Genomic DNA, 15,916 nt, shown 5'->3' on the forward strand with positions numbered 1-15,916 from the left:
CTGAAAGCATCTAAGCGGGAAGCCAGCCTCAAGATTAGCAATCCCTGGACCTTCGGGTCCCTGAAGGCCACTTGAAGACCACGAGATTGATAGGCCGGGTGTGGAAGCGCAGCAATGCGTGGAGCTTACCGGTACTAATCGGCCGTGAGGCTTGACCATTTTCTTTACCGTTCGCAGCCAACACGTGGGTGACGGGATGGAGGTCAGTCCAGTGTCCAGTGATACCCGTTCTTGAACGGCGCTAGCAAGCAAATCGACATAAGTTTCCGGCGACTATGGCGGAGGGGAAACACCCGATACCCATCCCGAACTCGGAAGTTAAGCCCTCCAGCGCCGATGGTACTGCACGGGCAACTGTGTGGGAGAGTAGGACGTCGCCGGGATTTTTGAGGGCCTCAGGGTAACGCCTGAGGCCCTCTTTTTTTTTGTCCTTCACGCCGCCTGGGGGGGCCTTGGGTCTGGCGAAACCACGCGGCAGATCTTCCGGGAGCTCACGGAGGATCCAGCGCCCGTCCTCCGTTGCGCACGACGGATCCGCCGAACCAGGGATGGTCCGCGGCACCGCGGATCCTCCCTGCCGAACATTCCCCGACGAGACCCTCCGGCGCCCATCGCAGGCCTCGCAGCGGCGCCGCACGGGATCCTCCTTTCCTCTGGGCGGACCGCTTTCTGGCTCTGTGAGGCGCCAGGCAAGTAGGGCCACTCGACCCCAGCGGCGGTTGTGGAGCGGCCAGCCACGCGACCCGGCAACCTTGAAATCCGCGGAATGTTAGGCCGTTGGAGAATGTTGGGCCCAGCGCCGCCGATGGCATGTAGCTTGCTGTATGTAGGGCCCAAGACGACGGAAAACCCCCTTTCAGGAGATCGGGCGATGCATAGCGGGAAGTCCTCGAGGTTGGCGGCACTGTTTCTCGGATTGCTCTTGGCGCTGCCGCAGGCGGCGATGGCCTCACCACGGCAGGCGCCGATGCAGCAGGCGGGCGGCGGTGGTCGCAACGCTGGGCGGTATGCGCAGCTCTCGCCGCAGATGGGGCGGTACCTGAACAACGGCCAGGTCCGCAACCACGCGGGCCTGCAGGGGCGCCTCGAGCTGAACGTGGTCGCGGGGGCGGGCAAGGGGGTGGCTGCGAACCAGCGCGTCGTGCAGGACAATGCGGGCCGCAAGTTCGTCTTCGAGCAGGCCGCGGACGGCAAGTGGGCCTACAAGGGCCGCGTGAGCGAGAAGACCGGAAAGGTCATCAAAGGCCGTGCCCCGAAGGCGGTCATCGCCGCGGGCGAGCACATGCTGAAGTCCAACTTCGCGACGCTTAGCGCGGCCCTGGAGGGTGGCGCGGTGAAGATCAGCGGGTCGAAGAAGGCGAAGCCTGCCGCGGTACAGGCGCAGCACCAGGTGGCGAGCGAGGTGCCGGCGGCTCAGGGCCAGCACGTCCAGGCGCCGCTCCAGACCCAGGGGAAGAAGGTCGTCCAGACGCCGAAGCAGACGCGGCGTACCCAGGGCCAGGTGCAGCAGGGTGCGCTCCAGGGTGGCCAGGGAGAGCTCGCCGAGATGGACCAGGCGCTCCAGCAGCAGGGCCCGGGTGGGCGCCAGCAGGGCCGTCAGCAGGGCCTGCAGCAGGGCCTCGAGCAGCAGGGCCTGCAGCAGGGTGCGGAGCAGCTCGGCGGCCTGACGCCGATGACCGAGGGCGCGAAGCGTCCGAGCTTCATCCGGAAGGTCCTGGGCAACCGCCTGGTGCTGGGCCTCGGGGCGTTTGGTATCGGTACCGTCGCTGGCAAGGGGATCATCGCCGGGCTTGGTACTGCGGCGGTGTTCCTGGGCGGGATCATCGCCCCGGTGCTCCCGACGATTGCGGTCGCCGGTGTGTTCTCCCTCGCGACGGGCGTCATCGTGAACAAGATCGTGAGCCGCCGGGCGGAGCAGCGTGAGCAGGCCCTCCTCGGGCAAATCGCGCAGCTCAATGTCACCAGCCAGCAGCGAATCATGCAGTCCCTCGTCGCGTCGGGCCTGCTGAAGCAAGAGGCGGTGGCGGCGATGAATGGACAGGGCCAGGGGAACGGCCAGGCGGCGCGTCAGGGTGGCCTCGGCCAGGGGCAGGGGAATATGGACCAGCTCGTTCAGCAGCTCCAGGCCCAGTAGCCGCAAGCCTCAAGCCGTCGCTCCGTAGTCTCGACGACCCCCCCGCCTGACCTAACCGTCCGACGCCTCCCCCCAAGACGAATCCTCAGGCGCCGTCGCAAGGCCTGCAGCCGCCCGCCTCGAACCGGCCGCGTGCGCGCGCGTCGCTACCCGAGCTGAAAGTGCTCGCGGAGGAAGCTCGTCACGTCGGAGGGCGTGTCACCGGAGATCTCGAAGCCGGCGGCCGAGAGGGTGGCCGAGCGCTGGTACCACCGGCAGGAACCCTTGACGAGCAGGTTGACGTAGTTCTCCTCGCGGCGCGCGTACGCCCCCAGCTCGTTCGGCACGTCGCTGGCGCGGAACGCGAGCTTCAGGATGTACCTTTCCCCCGGGTGCAGGAGGTTGTCGGCCATGATCTGCTGGCCTTCGAAGCGAAGGCCCAGGCCGCCGTCGGATACGTCCTTCACCACGCCGATCACGCTGAAGACCGTGTAGACCTCAGCGAGTTCCTCGAGGCGTTCGAGCGCCTGCTCGTACGGAAGGTTCCGGCGATCGCGGTACACCGTGGCCAGTTCGAGGTTGCGAGGATTCGTGCGCGGCGTCTGCCGATTCGCCGTTCCGCTCATAGGGCACCATTCATGACCGGCCTCCCGCTCCACCGCGGCGGCTTCGGGGCGGCGTAGGGTCGCGCGCCCACGCGCTACTGCCCCGCAGGATAACACAGTTGTAGCTCCGTCCCCCTTTCGGGAGCGGGAGTTCCCGGGCGTGAAGCGATCGCCCGCCGACGCCCGTCCCGTTCTCGAGGCGTGGTACACTGGCGCGGCTTGGCGCAAGAGGCGAAAGACCGCATACGCGCGCGGCGCGGGGGACGCACCTGGCGAGTGGGCTTGGCAGGCCTGGCCGTCGCTGTTGCCGTAGGCGGATGCGTCGAAGCCCCTCTCGGTCGGGACGCCGGCCCGGCGGACCACCGGGTCGATCGGCCGCAGCTCGAGGCGACCCCGGACCTCTTCGCGCGCGACGTCGCGCCCTCCCAGACGGACCGCTGCGGTGGCGGATCACTCGTCGTGCCCCCGCCCGGCGGGGAGCTGGTTCTGCAGGGCACCACGGCGCAGGCCAGCAATGAATACGGGCGAGCCATCCGCTGCGGACGCCCCGAACCGCTCGCCGGCCCGCAGCGCTACTACCGGCTGTCGGCCACCGCAGGCAGATCCTACCGGCTGGAGCTTCGTCCGTCGTTTGCGGCAGTCCTGTACCTCTTCTCCGCCTGCTCGCCCGACATCATCAACGCGGATTGCGCGTCTCGTGGTAGCTCGGGGGGATCCACAGGCACCATTCCCGCGGGCGAGACGCAGGCGCTGGTGTTCACGCCGCTGGCGACGGGCGTGTATCACCTGGCGGTGGATGGCGCGTCCGGCGCCGATCACGGGTCCTATTCCCTGTCGGTCCGCGAGTTCGCGGCGCCGGCCCACGCCGCCTGCGTTTCGCCGCAGCAACTCGCACTCTCGGCTGGGAAGGCGAGCGTTTCCGGCTCGACGCTGGGTGCACCGAACGAATTCGGGCAGGCCATCGGCTGCAACCTGGGGCTCAGCTTCGATGGTCCCCAGGTCTACTACTCGGTTTCCCTCAGCGAGAAGACCTGGTATCGGCTCCGGCTCGAGCCGGACTTCCGAGCGAGTCTTTACGTGGTGAACGCGGCGGCGTCCTGTCGGCCCGCCAATCTGGACCAGGATTGTGGTGGGTTGACCGGGACAGTCCTCGCAGAGGTGCCGCCGGGGGGGAGCGGAGCCACGGCGTTTTCGCCGCCCGCATCCGGTTCGTACCTCCTGGTCGTGGACAGCGTGGATCCCGCTGCGGCGGGTCGCTTCACGCTGACCGTCGAGTCCTTCGTTCCCCCGGAGAACATGGTGTGCAGCCAGGCCGCTTCCCTCACCGCGCCGGCCGGACCCCTCGTTGTCTCCGGGGACACCCGGGGCCTGCTGAACGATCTCGGCGCGCTGATGAGCTGCGCGGGTGGACCGCGGTTGCTCGGAGGGCAGGCCTACTATTCGGTGCCGCTCGTGGCGAAGCGAGCGTACCAGTTCATCCTGCGTCCCACGTTCAACGCCGCGCTCGCGGTCGGTGCGGGGTGCGCGTCGTTGCCTGCGGACTGCGGGACGGGAGGCCTCAGCGGAGGTGCGGTCGTCGTGGGACCAGGGCAGGCGGGATCTACGGTCTTCTCCCCGCCGGCCTCGGGCACGTACGTGTTCTCGGTGGAAGGACGCGCCCCCGAGGACGCGGGGACCTTCGAGGTGGAGCTCAGGGAGCTGACCGGGCCGAGAAACGGGACGTGCGTGCAGCCGGCGACGCTGGCGGCGCGCGTGGGAAAGGAACTCGTGGAGGCGGGGGACACCGGGCCGCTCACCAACGATCTATCCGGCATCACCTGCGGAAGCGGCAAGGCGGCCTGGTCGGGCGGGCAGGCCTACTATCGCGTCACCGTGCCTGCCGGCCGGTCCGTGCAGCTTGCGCTCCAGCCGGAGAGCGGCTTTGACGCGGCGCTGTACGCCTTCCCGGCGGCCACGAGCTGTTCGACGGACGCCGTTAACGCCGCCTGCGCGGGAATGTGGTCGGATCGCGTCGGGCCGGGAGTCGCCGAGTCGTTGACCCTCGGCGCGCCGACCTCGACGGACTATCTGGTGGTGGTGGACTCCTGGTCGGCGTCGGACCTGGGGACGTACACCCTCAGAGTGTCGCTTCCGTAGCGAGCCGGTGGGCGAAGTACAGCCCCGCGTAGACCTTGGTATCGACGAGCAACCCGCGCCGCTGCTGCGTGAGCAGCCAACCGTGGACCTCCGCGAGGGGCACCTCGTGCACGACGATCGACTCGCTGGCGTCTCCGCCACCGGGGGCGACGCGCCGCAGGTTGGTCGCGCCGTACACCGCGACGACCTCCGTCGAAAGGCCCGCGGAGGGGGGGCCGGCCGTCAGCATGACCAGGCTTTCCGCACGATACCCCGTCTCCTCCACGAGCTCACGCTGTGCGGCGCTCTCGAGCGCCTCGTGGCGGTGCGTGACGTGGTCGCCCGCTATGCCGGCAGGAAGCTCGATGACGCGCGCACCGACCGGGGGCCGGAACTGCTCGACGAAGAGCATCCGGTCGTTCTCCGTCAGCGCCACCACCAGAACGATGCCAGTGCAGTTCGTTCGCTCGACGTGCTCCCATCCGTTGCTGGAGCGGACGAGCCTCAGGTGCTTTCCTTCGACGAGCGTTTGGCGGTCGTCGGTGGCCACAGCGCTGCTATGCACGATGTGCACCCCGGCGCTGCGGAGCTCTTCGAGGGCGCGTTCGCCGTCGCCCGGTCGCAGATCCACCGCTCTGCAGCCATCGGAGACCAGGGAGACCTCGAAGCCCAACCGGCGCGCATCAAGCGCCGTGAACTTCACGCAGTAGTCGGTGGCGAGCCCCATCACGAAGAGGTGCGTGACCCCTCGCCCGCGAAGGTAGGATTCCAGCCCCGTCGCGTGGCGCTGCCCGTTGTCGAAGAAGCCGCTGTAGCTGTCCACGGCCGCGTCAGTGCCTTTCTTCACCACCCCCTGAACTCGCTGCAGCTGGAGCTCCGCCGCGAAGTCGGCGCCGTGGGTGTCGGCGATGCAGTGCGCGGGCCAAAGGACCTGGGAGGTGCCGTCGAGGTCGATGACCTCGCCCGGGGACCGGCCCGGATGATTCGGCGCGAAGCTTCCATGCTCGGCAGGGTGCCAGTCCTGCGTGGCCACCGCGACGTCGAAGCGGGACAGCAGCGCGTTGGCCACGGCCACGACCTCGTCCCCTCGAGGTACTGCGAGCGCCCCCCCGGGGAGGAAGTCGTTCTGAAGGTCTACAAGGAGGAGGGCTTTCATGAGGCCTCCGGAAGGGGCTGTGGGCGTAAGGCGCGCGCGAGGAGCGGGACGACCGACTCTACGGCGAGCTCGGGGCTTTGGAGTTCGAGCGCCCGAGGGTGACTGTCCGTGCAGACGATCGATTGAAACAGGCCAGAGCGGCAGAGGCGGGGCAACGCGTCGCCGCAGAATAGCCCGTGCGTCGTCACGACTGCGATGCTGGTGGCGCCCGCGGCGCGATAGGCCTCGGCTGCTCCGACGAGCGTGCCTCCGCTGCGGATCATGTCGTCGTAGATCACCACCCGACGCCCCTGCAGGTTCGCGCTGGCGGCAATGACCTCGGTGGACCCGTCGTCGTGGCGCCTCTTGAAGACGAAGGAGGCAGCCACGCCGATCTCGTTGGCCAGCCGCTGAACCCACTTGGCTCTTCCCGCGTCCGTACAGGCGAGCACGAAGTTGTCTCCTCCGAGGCGTTTCACCGCGCCGCTGACCACCGGCATCGCGTGCAGGTGGGTGGCGACGAGTCCTCCCTCGAAGTAGTAGGGGAGCCCCTCGGAGTGAAGGTCGAGTAGGAGCGCCCGATTCCCTTCCGGCGCGGAGGGGATGGCGCTGAGGAGCCGGGCTCGCGTCTTAGCCGTCACGATCTCGCCCGGGTGGACGGCGCGCTCCATGGTGGAGCATCCGAAGTACGGGATGACCAACGTGAGGCGTCGTGCACCGTCCGTGACGACGCCGGACGCGAGGTCGAACAATTCGAGCGTGTCGGCGTCGGAGATCGTTCCTCCGAGGATGGCCACGTTCCTGCCTGCCGGCGGAGTGATGAGGCGGAGGTAACGTTCATCGTCCGGGAAACGCCTTCGCTCCATCGCGCCCTCCTCGAAACCCGGAAGGGCGCAGAGGGCGCGGAGCATGTAGCCGTACGATTCCGTGGCGTAGACCAGTGTCGTCGAGGTCGTCATGCGGCTGCTCCGCGCGCGCGGCGGATGAGGCTGAGCTTCAGGTCGTAGAGCCCGCGCTCGAGACCGGTGGGGTAGGTCTGGGGGTTGAGGAAACGCTTGCACGCCGCGGGCAAGCGGCCCAGCTCTTCCTGCGCCTTCTTTCGCGCCTCGGAGGGCTGCGGCGCGGCATACACCGGCACTCCATCGCGGAAGATCGGGACGAGCAAGTCACGGTGGGGTAGTTGTGTCGGAAACCGGCGCTCCAGCGTCGTGTCGTGCGCATCGACGAGGACCCAGTCACCGTCGGGTGCCGCGCCCAGGTCGTAGATCACGTCCCCCACGAACTGCCCGTCGCGTTCGTATCGGCGTACTTGCTGAATACCGGGAGTGGAGACCTTGATCGGCTGCTCCGACAGCTTGATGCGATGCTCCCAGGGGCCGCCGGCGCTCCGCAGGGCGGCGAGCTTGTAGACGCCGCCGAGGGCGGGCTGGTCGTACGCCGTGACGAGCTTGGTGCCGACGCCCCACACGTCGATCCGCGCTCCCTGGTCCTTGAGGCTGGCGATAATCTGCTCGTCGAGGTCGTTGCTCGCGACGATTGCGGCATCGTGAAATCCGGCGGCGTCGAGGATTTCGCGGGCCGCGGTGCTGAGCGCTGCGAGATCGCCCGAGTCGAGACGTATGCCGAGGAGACGGTGGCCGCCCTCGCGTAACGTGCGACCAATCTCCACCGCGTGACGCACCCCCTCCAGTGTGTCGTAGGTATCGACGAGGAAGACGCAGTTGTTGGGCATGGCCTCGGCGTATGCCCGGAACGCCTCCCGCTCCTCGTCGAAACACATGACCCAGCTGTGGGCGTGCGTGCCTCGCACCGGGATGCCGAAGCGCTTCCCGGCGAGCACGTTGGAGGTCGCCGTGCACCCGCCGATGTACGCGGCCCGGCTTGCCGAAAGGCCGCCGTCGACGCCTTGGGCGCGACGGAGGCCGAACTCGAGCACGGGCTCCCCTCGGGCGGCCAGGCAGACCCGGGCGGCCTTGGTCGCGATGAGGGTCTGGAAGTTGACGAGGTTGAGCAGCGCGGTCTCGAGAAGCTGGCACTCGACGATTGGACCTTGCACGCGGATCAGCGGCTCGTTCGGGAATACGACGGTGCCCTCGGGCGTGGCGTCGAGCTGGCCCGTGAAGCGCAGGTCGCCGAGGTAAGCGAGGAAGTCGTCGCCGAAGAGCGGCCGCCCGTCGCCGCCGGGGAGCGTGGCGAGGTAGGCCAGATCTTCCGGGACGAAGCGGAAGTCCTCGACGTGGCGAATGACGTCTGCCAGTCCGCACGCAATCGTGAAGCCTCCCCGAAACGGATGCTGGCGAAAGAAGAGATGGAAGACGGCCTCGCGGTTGGCGGTGCCCGTCCGCCAAGAGCCGTAGGCCATGGTGAGCTGATAGAGGTCGGTAAGCAGCGCCAGCGACGGTCGGTCGACCGCTCCGGGAGCGGACATCGAGAGGCTCCTTGGTCGGGACAGGGGCAGTAGGCTACTGCCCGCGTAGGTCCTTTGCAACCGGGCCGTCGCCCGAGGCGCGCAGCTCGGGAGACGCGTCCCGCGCCGCGTCGAGGGGAAACGCGTCGACGCGCCCTGCATCCCGGTTCGAGGTGTCGCGCAATCGCAGATCGGCAGGCGCCTCGCGGTCGGAGGTGGCGTCGGTGGGCCGGAGGTCGAGTCGTCCGTCGCGGCGGGCAGCGTCGTTTGGCGACGTGCCGTCAGACCGGGGCGACGCATCGTGAAGGCCGGCGTCGCGGACCGCGTCCGGGTGTACGCAGATGCCCCGGTGTCCACCACGCGCCGTGCACCGCAGGGCGCTCTGGCAGTCGGCGTTGGAGTAGCAGAAGTCGCCTAGCCCCGAGGAGCAGCCGCTCGTCAGGAGCGCCCAGCCGCAGAGGAGTAGCAGGCGGTTCATGGCGCGCGTCCCTCGAGGCCCACGATGGCGCTGAAGCCGGGGCTAGCGATGGCGCTTCCGTGCGTGCGGTACGACTCGTGGGTGAGGTTCTCCAGCGCCAGGGTGAGCCGCAGGTGCCTGTTCACCGATGCGGCGCCGCGCATGGCGAAGACGGCATATGGGGGCGTCCCGTCGCAGGGCGAGGGGCCGGCGGGGCAGATGGCGAGGTTCCCCCGGTCGGCGGAGCTGACGCGCGATTGCCGCGCCGCCCACCGCACGACGAGTTCGGCGAACCATCGGCCGCGGGGGTCCTCGTGGCGAACGCCTCCGAGGCCGCGGAGCGGAGGGACGCTGCTCAGCGGCTCGTCGAAGTTGCCCGGAAGGTCCAGACTCGCGTTCCCGTGCGTCCACGCCGCCCAGCCACCCAAGGACCAGCGCGCACCGAGACGCACGCGAAGGCTCGTCTCCACGCCGTGCAGGGTGGCGTGCTGGGCGTTTGCGCGCTGCGTGACGGGGACGAGGAGGGGCGTGCCATCCGCCTTCGTACCGCAGTAGAAGGTCGAGGTGCTCCCACCGGAGGCCGTGGGAAGGCTCGCGGAGCTCTGCAGGATGGCGTCCGTGAGGTAGGTAAAGAAGTAGAAGACGGAGCCTTCGAGCACCCCGAAGAGGTCGAGCTTGAGGCCGGTTTCCGCGGTGAGGTTACGTTCCGCGCGGAGCGCGGAGTTGGGTATCTCGTAGGTGGTCGCGGTGCAGCCGAGGGCGGTGTGGTCGTGGACGTCAGGGGCCCGGTAGCCCTGGCTGACGCCTGCGACGAGGTTCAGTCCGTCTCCCACGGCGTAGCGAGCGTGGAGGCTGCCCGTGGCTGTCCAGCGGGTGGTGTTGGTGGCGTCGAGGCGACTCAATGGATCCGCCGGGACATCCACGCGCCAGCCCGCGACCCGCCCTCCGAGGTCGAAGGCGAGCTTACTGCCGATGTTGACCCGGTCGTTCGCAAAGATGCCCCATTGCGTGAAGCGAGAGCCGTCGAGATAGCGGCCCCGGCCCAGAGCAATGCGCGTGGGCTCCGTGATGAGCTCCTGTTCCGCGGTAGAGGAAATCCAGTCGTGCGCGACCTCGGCCCCGTAGCTCAGGCGGTTGTAGGGCACGTGCGTGCGAAGCACGGCGCGTGCGGAAACCGTCGTGGTCTCGTCGCGCTCGCGATCGATGCGATTCGCCTCGGGTCGGAACCCCTCGCGGAGCGTCCGCAGGGATTGGGCGGAGAGGGTGAGCTCGACGCCGTGGAGGAACACTCGCGGGAACTTCCCCGCGTAGTTCAGCGCGACGACGTCGCGGGCGTGATCTCGCACCCGCGAGAAGGCCGCGTCACCGGCGGTCGACGGGAAGTACGCGTCGTGTCGTTCGCCCCGGGTGTAGTCGAGGTCGACAAGGCCTGCGGGGCCGAGGTCGAGGCGGGCGGCGATGTCGGCGTTTGCCTGCCAGTAACTCGTGTAACGCTGGCGGCCGATGTCACGACCGCCGAGGAGGTCGTCTAGACGCCGGGCGGTAAACCCCGCGCGCAGCCCCAGGCGACGGAGATGACCCGCGGCAGCCGCGTGACCTATGAGCCCGCTGGCGGCGCTGTCGAACCGGAGGAGCGCATCCGCGCCGATGTCCCAGGCGCGACGGGGGTCGAAGCGCGGTCGCTGGGTGACGACGTTGATCACCCCTCCCATCGCGTCGGATCCCCAGAGCACGGACGCCGGACCGCGGACTACCTCAAGCTGATCTACGAGGAACGGATCCAGATCGCCCAGCGGGGTAGCGATTGGTCCGGACCAGCCCGGGGTGAGGCGAACGCCGTTCTGGAGCACGAGGACGCGCGGCGTGCCGAGTCCGCGGACGTTCACCGTCGAGACGCTCGGGGCTGACCACGCGGCCTGCGCCCCCTCGCTCTCGAGGAGAGCCTCTGCGACGGTCGAGCGGTGCTGGTCCGAGATCGCCCGCGCCCCCATCACCTCCACGGCTCGCGGCGAGTCGAAGGGCAGCTCCGCCTCGGGGGTGGCCGCGAGGCGCCGGGGGGGGGCGGCGGGCCGGTCCGGCGTCGAGGGATCGTCGGCGCGCGCGGTGGGGGTGATCGCAGCGGAGAGGATGCACGACCACACCAGGCGTTGCCGGGAGCGGAACGCTGCACGCCGCGATCCGCGTTCTCCGGCGACCATGGCAAGAGGATAGAGGCGAGGACGCAGGGCGCGCAAAGAAAACCCGCGCCGCCGAGTTCGACAGCGCGGGTGAAAACGCTGGCCCCGCATGAGTCGGTGGGAGAGAATCTATTCCCGATCTTGCAGGTGGGCTCCACATTGCCGGCTTACGCGCTTCCCGACGTGCGGGTCTGCGCTCTACGGGCAGGGGCGGATCCCTGGGATTAGATCCTTGTAGGAAATAGAATTTTTCTCCCTGCCGAATCCTCCGCAGACGGCCTGCTGACTAAAATATAGAAGGCAGAGCGCTGCACGTCAACGGCGGGAGATGCGAAAAGAAGCGCGCGCTAGCGCTCGTCCTTCTTGAGGTGATCGGGACGGTAGATGGCTTGCGTTGCGCCGATCGTTGTGTACCGCTGCCTCCACTCGCCACCCGCGCCGCCGTCCACGGCCACGCTTCGAGCTCCCCGGCTCATGAGCGCCTCTTTTCCGAGGAGCGCGTCGCCGCGGGAGGTCACGGGCTTCATGTGAACGTGCGTGTCCATCCGCAGCGCATCGCACGGGCAGGCCTCCACGCACAAGCCGCACACCACGCAGACGAGTTCGTCGATCTCGAAGCGAACGGGGTACTTCTCGACGTCGCGGCTCGTCGAGTTCTCGCGCTCGCCCGCCACGATGTGGATGCAGTTCGCGGGACAGACGGTGGCGCACATCATGCACGCAGTGCAGCGCACCGAGCCATCCTCGCGCTTCATCAGTCGGTGCACGCCGCGGTAGCGTTCCGGCAATTCCCGCCGCTCTTCGGGGTAATTGACAGTGATGATCTCCTTCCGCGTGAAGAGATTCACGAAGAAGTGGCGCAGGGTGATCCCCACCCCGCGGAGCACCTCGGGCAGGTAGAGCTGCTCCCACAGTCCGCGTTTCACTCCGACGAGCTTGCCCATCAGGTCACCTAGGCAGTCCGGGCTGGGACCACATGACGAGAGCGGCAGTGATCACGACGTTCGCGATCGAAGCCGGCAACATGCCTTTCCAGCCCAAGCGCATGAGCTGATCGTACCTCATGCGCGGGAGCGTCCAGCGAATGGCGAGCTGGATGAAGCACACCACGAAGACCTTCGCCATGAACGCCGCCACGCGCAGCAACACCACGATCCAATGGGCAAACGCACCGTCCTGCAGGCCGGGGATCTGCCAGCCGCCGAGGAAGACGGTGGTGACGATGGCGCCGACGAACACGATCTCCAGGAACTCACCGAGGAAGAAGGTCATGAACCGCACGCCGCCGTATTCGACGAAGTAGCCCACGATCTCGGACTCTCCCTCCGGCAGGTCGAAGGGGGCGCGCTTCGTCTCGGCGATGGCCGCGAAGAAGAACAGGATGAAGCCGAGCGGCTGCTGCACGATCCCCCAGTGGGCGAGGGTGTCCTGCTTCTGCACCATCGCCATGGGCTCCAGGGTGCCGAAGACCAGGAACGCACCCATCATCGCCATGCCCATGGTGACCTCGTAGGAGATCATCTGCGCCGAGGCGCGGAGTCCGCCGAGGAGAGCGAAGTTGTTGAAGGAGGCCCAGCCGGCGAGAGCCGCTCCGTAGACCCCGAGGGAGGCCACGGCGAAGATGAACAGGATCCCGATGTCGATGTGCGCGATCTGGAGGTACTCGACCTGCTGGCACTGGGCGAGGTCGGCCACCGGCACGGCGAGCTTGTCGAGGCAGACGGGCGGGCCGAAGGGAATGACGGCGAAGGCGAGCAGGACAGGAACCAGCGCGAAGAGAGGCGCAAGGAGGTAGACGGTGCGGTGCACCTTGGGCGGGATGAAGTCCTCCTTGTTGAGGAGCTTCAGCGCATCGGCCACGGGATGGAGGAGGCCCCAGAGTCGGACGCGACCGATGTTGGCCCGGACCGGCCCGATGCGGTCCTGCATCAGCGCGCTTTGGCGGCGCTCCATCCAGGTGAGGATGGCCGAGAGGTTGACGGCGAAGCCGATCATGATGGCGATCTTCACCACCGCGGCGACGATGAGCCCCAGCATCGCTAGCCCCTCCTTCCTGCGAAGCGCAGCTGTCCGGCCCGCATCGGCTCGCCCCAGCTGGCGTGGGCCATCGAGGGATGGTGACGACGGAGCTCGTCGAACACCGCCTCCGGCGACGGGCGTTCGGCTTCGAGACCGAGCAGCCGAGCGAGCCGCCCGATGAGGTCCCAGTGCGGGCGCGCGAGTCCGGGCGGCTCGACGGCCGCACGTAGCCGTTGGACGCGGCCCTCGTAGTTCGTGATCGTTCCGTCCACTTCGGCCCAGGCGGCCGCGGGGAGCAGCACGCTCGCCGCCTCGCTGGTCGGTGAGGCGATGCTGGCCTGCACGACGAGGACGGCGAGCTGGCGCAGCGCTTCCGGCGCACCCGCGTCGCTTAGCGGGCTGTCTCCGACCACGAGCAGGGCTCGGACGGTGCCGGCGGCGATGTCAGCCGCGAGGTCTCGCGTAGAGCGCGCGGTATCTCCCGCGATGGTCAGAATGCCGGAGCGGTTGGGATTCGGATCCGAGCGGCGCAGGATGCCGTCACCGCGTCCATCGTTCGGGCGATCGGCCAGGTAGACCGCTGCGAGGCCGAGGAGGTCGCGGGCGAAATGCACCGAGGCGAAAGCGTCCTCGTTCGTGAGGTCGGCGCCCACCACGACACCCAGCGCGTGTCGCTCCTCCCCGAGGTAGGGGCGGAGACTGGCCGCCGCAGCGTCGAGAGCGTCCTTCAGCGATTCCTGGCGGCCGTTCACGCGAGGTTGACTCACCCGCGGGCCGCCAATCGCCTTGTAGGTCCGTCGCCCGTCGTCGCACATCCAGCTCAGGTTCATGTCCCACCGTTTCGGGGGCACGAGGCGGTAGATCTGGTTACGATGGTGATGGATCTCCGTCTGGCAGCCCGCCGAACAGCCGACGCAGGTGCTGCGGGTCGAGAAGAGCTCCCACACCCGAATCTTGAAGCGGAAGTCCTTGTCCGTGAGGGCGCCCACGGGGCAGATATCGACGGTGTTGAGGCTATAGGGATTGTCGAGCCGCTCCCCGGGGGCGGTCGTCAGCATCTCGTGGTCGCCGCGTCGGGAGAAAACGAGCTGAGGAGCTTTCGCCACCTCCTGACAGAAACGGACGCAGCGACTGCAGAGGATGCAGCGCTCGGTGTCGAGAACGATGTGGGGGCCGAGGTCGACCTTCTTCGGCTTGTCGACCTTCGCGTGGTTGATCGCCGAGTCCTTGCCGTCCCAGTCCATGTAGTGCCGCTGGAGCGCGCACTCGCCGGCCTTGTCGCAGATGGTGCAGTCCACGGGGTGATTGACCAGCGTGAACTCGAGCATCCTCTGGCGCGCCTCGAGGACGTCGGCGCGGGAGGAGTACACCTCCATCGCCGGTTGCACCGTCATCTGGCACGCGGGCACGAGCTTCGGGTTGGTCCCTACCGCGACCATACACTGGCGGCAGCACGCCGCGACGCTCAGCCCCGGGTGGTAGCAGAAATAGCTCAGGTTCTCGCCCGCTGCGAGCATCGCCTCGAGGAGGTTGGTCCCTTTGGGGGCGCTCACGGGCCGGCCGTCGACCGAGAAATCCACCATCTCGACGGTCGGCGCTCCGGGATTCGAGGGAGTCGATGTCATGGAAGCCGCCTCAACGGTCGCACTCACCGCCGATCATGTTCAGCGTATCGAAGATCGGCACAAGGTCCGCGATGAACTGGCCACGAAGCATCTGCTCCATGGCCGTCATCTGCATGAAGCAGGGAGGGCGGCAGCGGCACTTCACCGGGCGACCGGTGCCGTCGGACACCAGGTAGAAGCCCAGCTCGCCGTTGCTCGCCTCGGTGTAGCTATAGGTCTCGCCCGCGGGGACGCGGATCCCGTCCACGACGAGCTTGAAGTGGTTGATGAGGCCTTCGATCGTGTTGTAGGTCTCGCGCTTCGGAGGCAGCACCACCCGCGGGTCGTCGAGGAGCACGGGACCCGGCTCCACCTGCTCGAGCGCCTGCTGGATGATGCGAATGCTCTGCCGGACCTCTTCGATGCGAACCAAGTAGCGATCCAGGTTGTCGCCGTTGGTTCCGATGGGGATCTCGAAGTCGAATCGGTCGTAGACGCGGTAGGGGTGAGCCTTCCTGACGTCGTACTCGACGCCGCTCGCGCGGAGGCAGGGGCCCGTCCAGCCGAAGCTCACGGCATCCTCGGCGCTGACGACCGCTATCCCCTCCATGCGATCGAGAAAGATGCGGTTGCGCGTCACGAGGCGGTCGATCTCGGAGACGATCTCTCCAACTTTGAGCAGCGTGGCCCCGGCGCGGTCTGGCCAGCCTTCGGGCATGTCCCAGGCCACGCCGCCGATGCGGACGTACGAGTGCGTGAGGCGAGCGCCAGAGATCTCCTCGAGGAGATCCCAGAGCCATTCGCGCCCCTTCACCGCGTAGAAGAAGACGGTCAGCGCACCCATTTCCATGACCTGGGCGGCCATGTACGTGAGGTGGTCGCACAGGCGCGCTAGCTCTCCCACGATGACCTGGATGTACTGCGCGCGGAGCGGGGGCGCGATGCCGAGCAGCTTCTCGACCGCCATGGCGAAGCCCACGTTGTTGAGCATGGGCGAGGCGTAGTTCAGTCGGTCGGTATAGGGGAAGATCTCGGCCCAGGTGTGCGCCTCGCACTCCTTCTCGAAGCCCCGATGGAGGTAGCCGACGTTCACCTGCGCGTCCTTGATCCGCTCCCCGTCCAGAACGAGCCGTATGTTCACCGTCCCGTGCGTCGCCGGGTGGGACGGACCGAGGTTGATGATCATGTCGTCCGTGGGCAGATGTCCGATGTCCGCAGCGCGGGAGAGCTGCGGGACGGGCCGACGGATGGTCAGGTCAAGGCGTTCAGACATCGTTCTTCGTT

At 67.9% G+C, this 15,916-nt stretch carries 12 protein-coding genes, 2 rRNA genes and 1 other RNA gene; 4 read left to right on the forward strand and 11 right to left on the reverse strand.

All coding sequences use genetic code 11. The annotated features are described in order from the left end of the window. From IT371_26210 to IT371_26220, 3 genes are all read left to right on the forward strand, one after another. Positions 1–159, forward strand: a 23S ribosomal RNA gene (locus IT371_26210); the annotation flags it as partial. Between the two features lie 106 nt (positions 160–265). After that, positions 266–383: ribosomal RNA gene (rrf, locus tag IT371_26215) — 5S ribosomal RNA — on the forward strand. Between the two features lie 488 nt (positions 384–871). Beyond that, positions 872–2,134, forward strand: a complete 1,263-nt coding sequence (locus IT371_26220) for a hypothetical protein (protein ID MCC6751176.1) — start codon at positions 872–874, stop codon at positions 2,132–2,134. A 146-nt stretch (positions 2,135–2,280) separates the two neighbouring features. Here IT371_26220 and IT371_26225 read toward each other — a convergent pair whose 3' ends face one another. Then, positions 2,281–2,739: a hypothetical protein gene (locus IT371_26225; GenBank protein MCC6751177.1), complete on the reverse strand. Its 459-nt coding sequence runs from the start codon at positions 2,737–2,739 to the stop codon at positions 2,281–2,283. Between the two features lie 438 nt (positions 2,740–3,177). On the opposite strand from IT371_26225, the gene IT371_26230 reads away from it, so the two are divergent. Next, entirely contained in the window at positions 3,178–4,854 is a 1,677-nt protein-coding gene (locus tag IT371_26230; protein ID MCC6751178.1) for a hypothetical protein, read from the forward strand. Here the strand turns inward: IT371_26230 and pncA are convergent. The 10 genes from pncA to IT371_26280 all read right to left on the reverse strand — a co-directional run bounded on the left by pncA (position 4,835) and on the right by IT371_26280 (position 15,905). Continuing rightward, positions 4,835–5,989, reverse strand: a complete 1,155-nt coding sequence (pncA, locus tag IT371_26235; protein MCC6751179.1) for a bifunctional nicotinamidase/pyrazinamidase — start codon at positions 5,987–5,989, stop codon at positions 4,835–4,837. The genes IT371_26230 and pncA overlap by 20 nt on opposite strands. Further along, on the reverse strand, positions 5,986–6,927 hold the full coding sequence (locus IT371_26240; protein MCC6751180.1) for a ribose-phosphate pyrophosphokinase: 942 nt from the start codon (positions 6,925–6,927) through the stop codon (positions 5,986–5,988). Before IT371_26240 ends, pncA begins: the two co-directional genes overlap by 4 nt. Next, a complete protein-coding gene (locus tag IT371_26245; GenBank protein MCC6751181.1) occupies positions 6,924–8,396 on the reverse strand; it encodes a nicotinate phosphoribosyltransferase in 1,473 nt (490 codons plus the stop codon). Before IT371_26245 ends, IT371_26240 begins: the two co-directional genes overlap by 4 nt. A gap of 34 nt (positions 8,397–8,430) precedes the next feature. Continuing rightward, positions 8,431–8,853, reverse strand: a complete 423-nt coding sequence (locus IT371_26250) for a hypothetical protein (GenBank protein MCC6751182.1) — start codon at positions 8,851–8,853, stop codon at positions 8,431–8,433. After that, entirely contained in the window at positions 8,850–10,973 is a 2,124-nt protein-coding gene (locus tag IT371_26255) for a TonB-dependent receptor (GenBank protein ID MCC6751183.1), read from the reverse strand. The genes IT371_26250 and IT371_26255 overlap by 4 nt, the downstream gene beginning before the upstream one ends. A 136-nt stretch (positions 10,974–11,109) precedes the next feature. Further along, a non-coding RNA gene (gene ssrS / locus IT371_26260) (6S RNA) lies at positions 11,110–11,289 on the reverse strand. Positions 11,290–11,356: 67 nt separating this feature from the next. Further along, the gene (locus tag IT371_26265; GenBank protein ID MCC6751184.1) at positions 11,357–11,953 is read right to left on the reverse strand and encodes an NADH-quinone oxidoreductase subunit I; all 597 of its coding nucleotides are present in this window, start codon (positions 11,951–11,953) and stop codon (positions 11,357–11,359) included. A 4-nt stretch (positions 11,954–11,957) separates the two neighbouring features. Further along, positions 11,958–13,046, reverse strand: a complete 1,089-nt coding sequence (locus IT371_26270) for an NADH-quinone oxidoreductase subunit H (protein ID MCC6751185.1) — start codon at positions 13,044–13,046, stop codon at positions 11,958–11,960. Between the two features lie 2 nt (positions 13,047–13,048). Further along, a complete protein-coding gene (locus tag IT371_26275; GenBank protein ID MCC6751186.1) occupies positions 13,049–14,653 on the reverse strand; it encodes a (2Fe-2S)-binding protein in 1,605 nt (534 codons plus the stop codon). Between the two features lie 10 nt (positions 14,654–14,663). Further along, positions 14,664–15,905 (reverse strand): NADH-quinone oxidoreductase subunit D, encoded by a 1,242-nt coding sequence (locus IT371_26280; GenBank protein MCC6751187.1) that lies wholly within the window; start codon positions 15,903–15,905, stop codon positions 14,664–14,666. Positions 15,906–15,916 lie beyond the last annotated feature (11 nt).

The organism is Deltaproteobacteria bacterium, from assembly GCA_020848905.1.
Classification (GTDB): domain Bacteria; phylum Myxococcota_A; class Polyangia.

Bases quoted from the DNA above. Each gene is read 5' to 3' on its own strand.
- IT371_26220 (MCC6751176.1), top strand. From the start codon at position 872: ATGCATAGCGGGAAGTCCTCGAGGTTGGCGGCACTGTTTCTCGGATTG.
- IT371_26225 (MCC6751177.1), bottom strand. From the start codon at position 2,739: ATGAGCGGAACGGCGAATCGGCAGACGCCGCGCACGAATCCTCGCAAC.
- pncA (MCC6751179.1), bottom strand. From the start codon at position 5,989: ATGAAAGCCCTCCTCCTTGTAGACCTTCAGAACGACTTCCTCCCCGGG.
- IT371_26240 (MCC6751180.1), bottom strand. From the start codon at position 6,927: ATGACGACCTCGACGACACTGGTCTACGCCACGGAATCGTACGGCTAC.
- IT371_26245 (MCC6751181.1), bottom strand. From the start codon at position 8,396: ATGTCCGCTCCCGGAGCGGTCGACCGACCGTCGCTGGCGCTGCTTACC.
- IT371_26250 (MCC6751182.1), bottom strand. From the start codon at position 8,853: ATGAACCGCCTGCTACTCCTCTGCGGCTGGGCGCTCCTGACGAGCGGC.
- IT371_26265 (MCC6751184.1), bottom strand. From the start codon at position 11,953: ATGGGCAAGCTCGTCGGAGTGAAACGCGGACTGTGGGAGCAGCTCTAC.
- IT371_26270 (MCC6751185.1), bottom strand. From the start codon at position 13,046: ATGCTGGGGCTCATCGTCGCCGCGGTGGTGAAGATCGCCATCATGATC.
- IT371_26275 (MCC6751186.1), bottom strand. From the start codon at position 14,653: ATGACATCGACTCCCTCGAATCCCGGAGCGCCGACCGTCGAGATGGTG.
- IT371_26280 (MCC6751187.1), bottom strand. From the start codon at position 15,905: ATGTCTGAACGCCTTGACCTGACCATCCGTCGGCCCGTCCCGCAGCTC.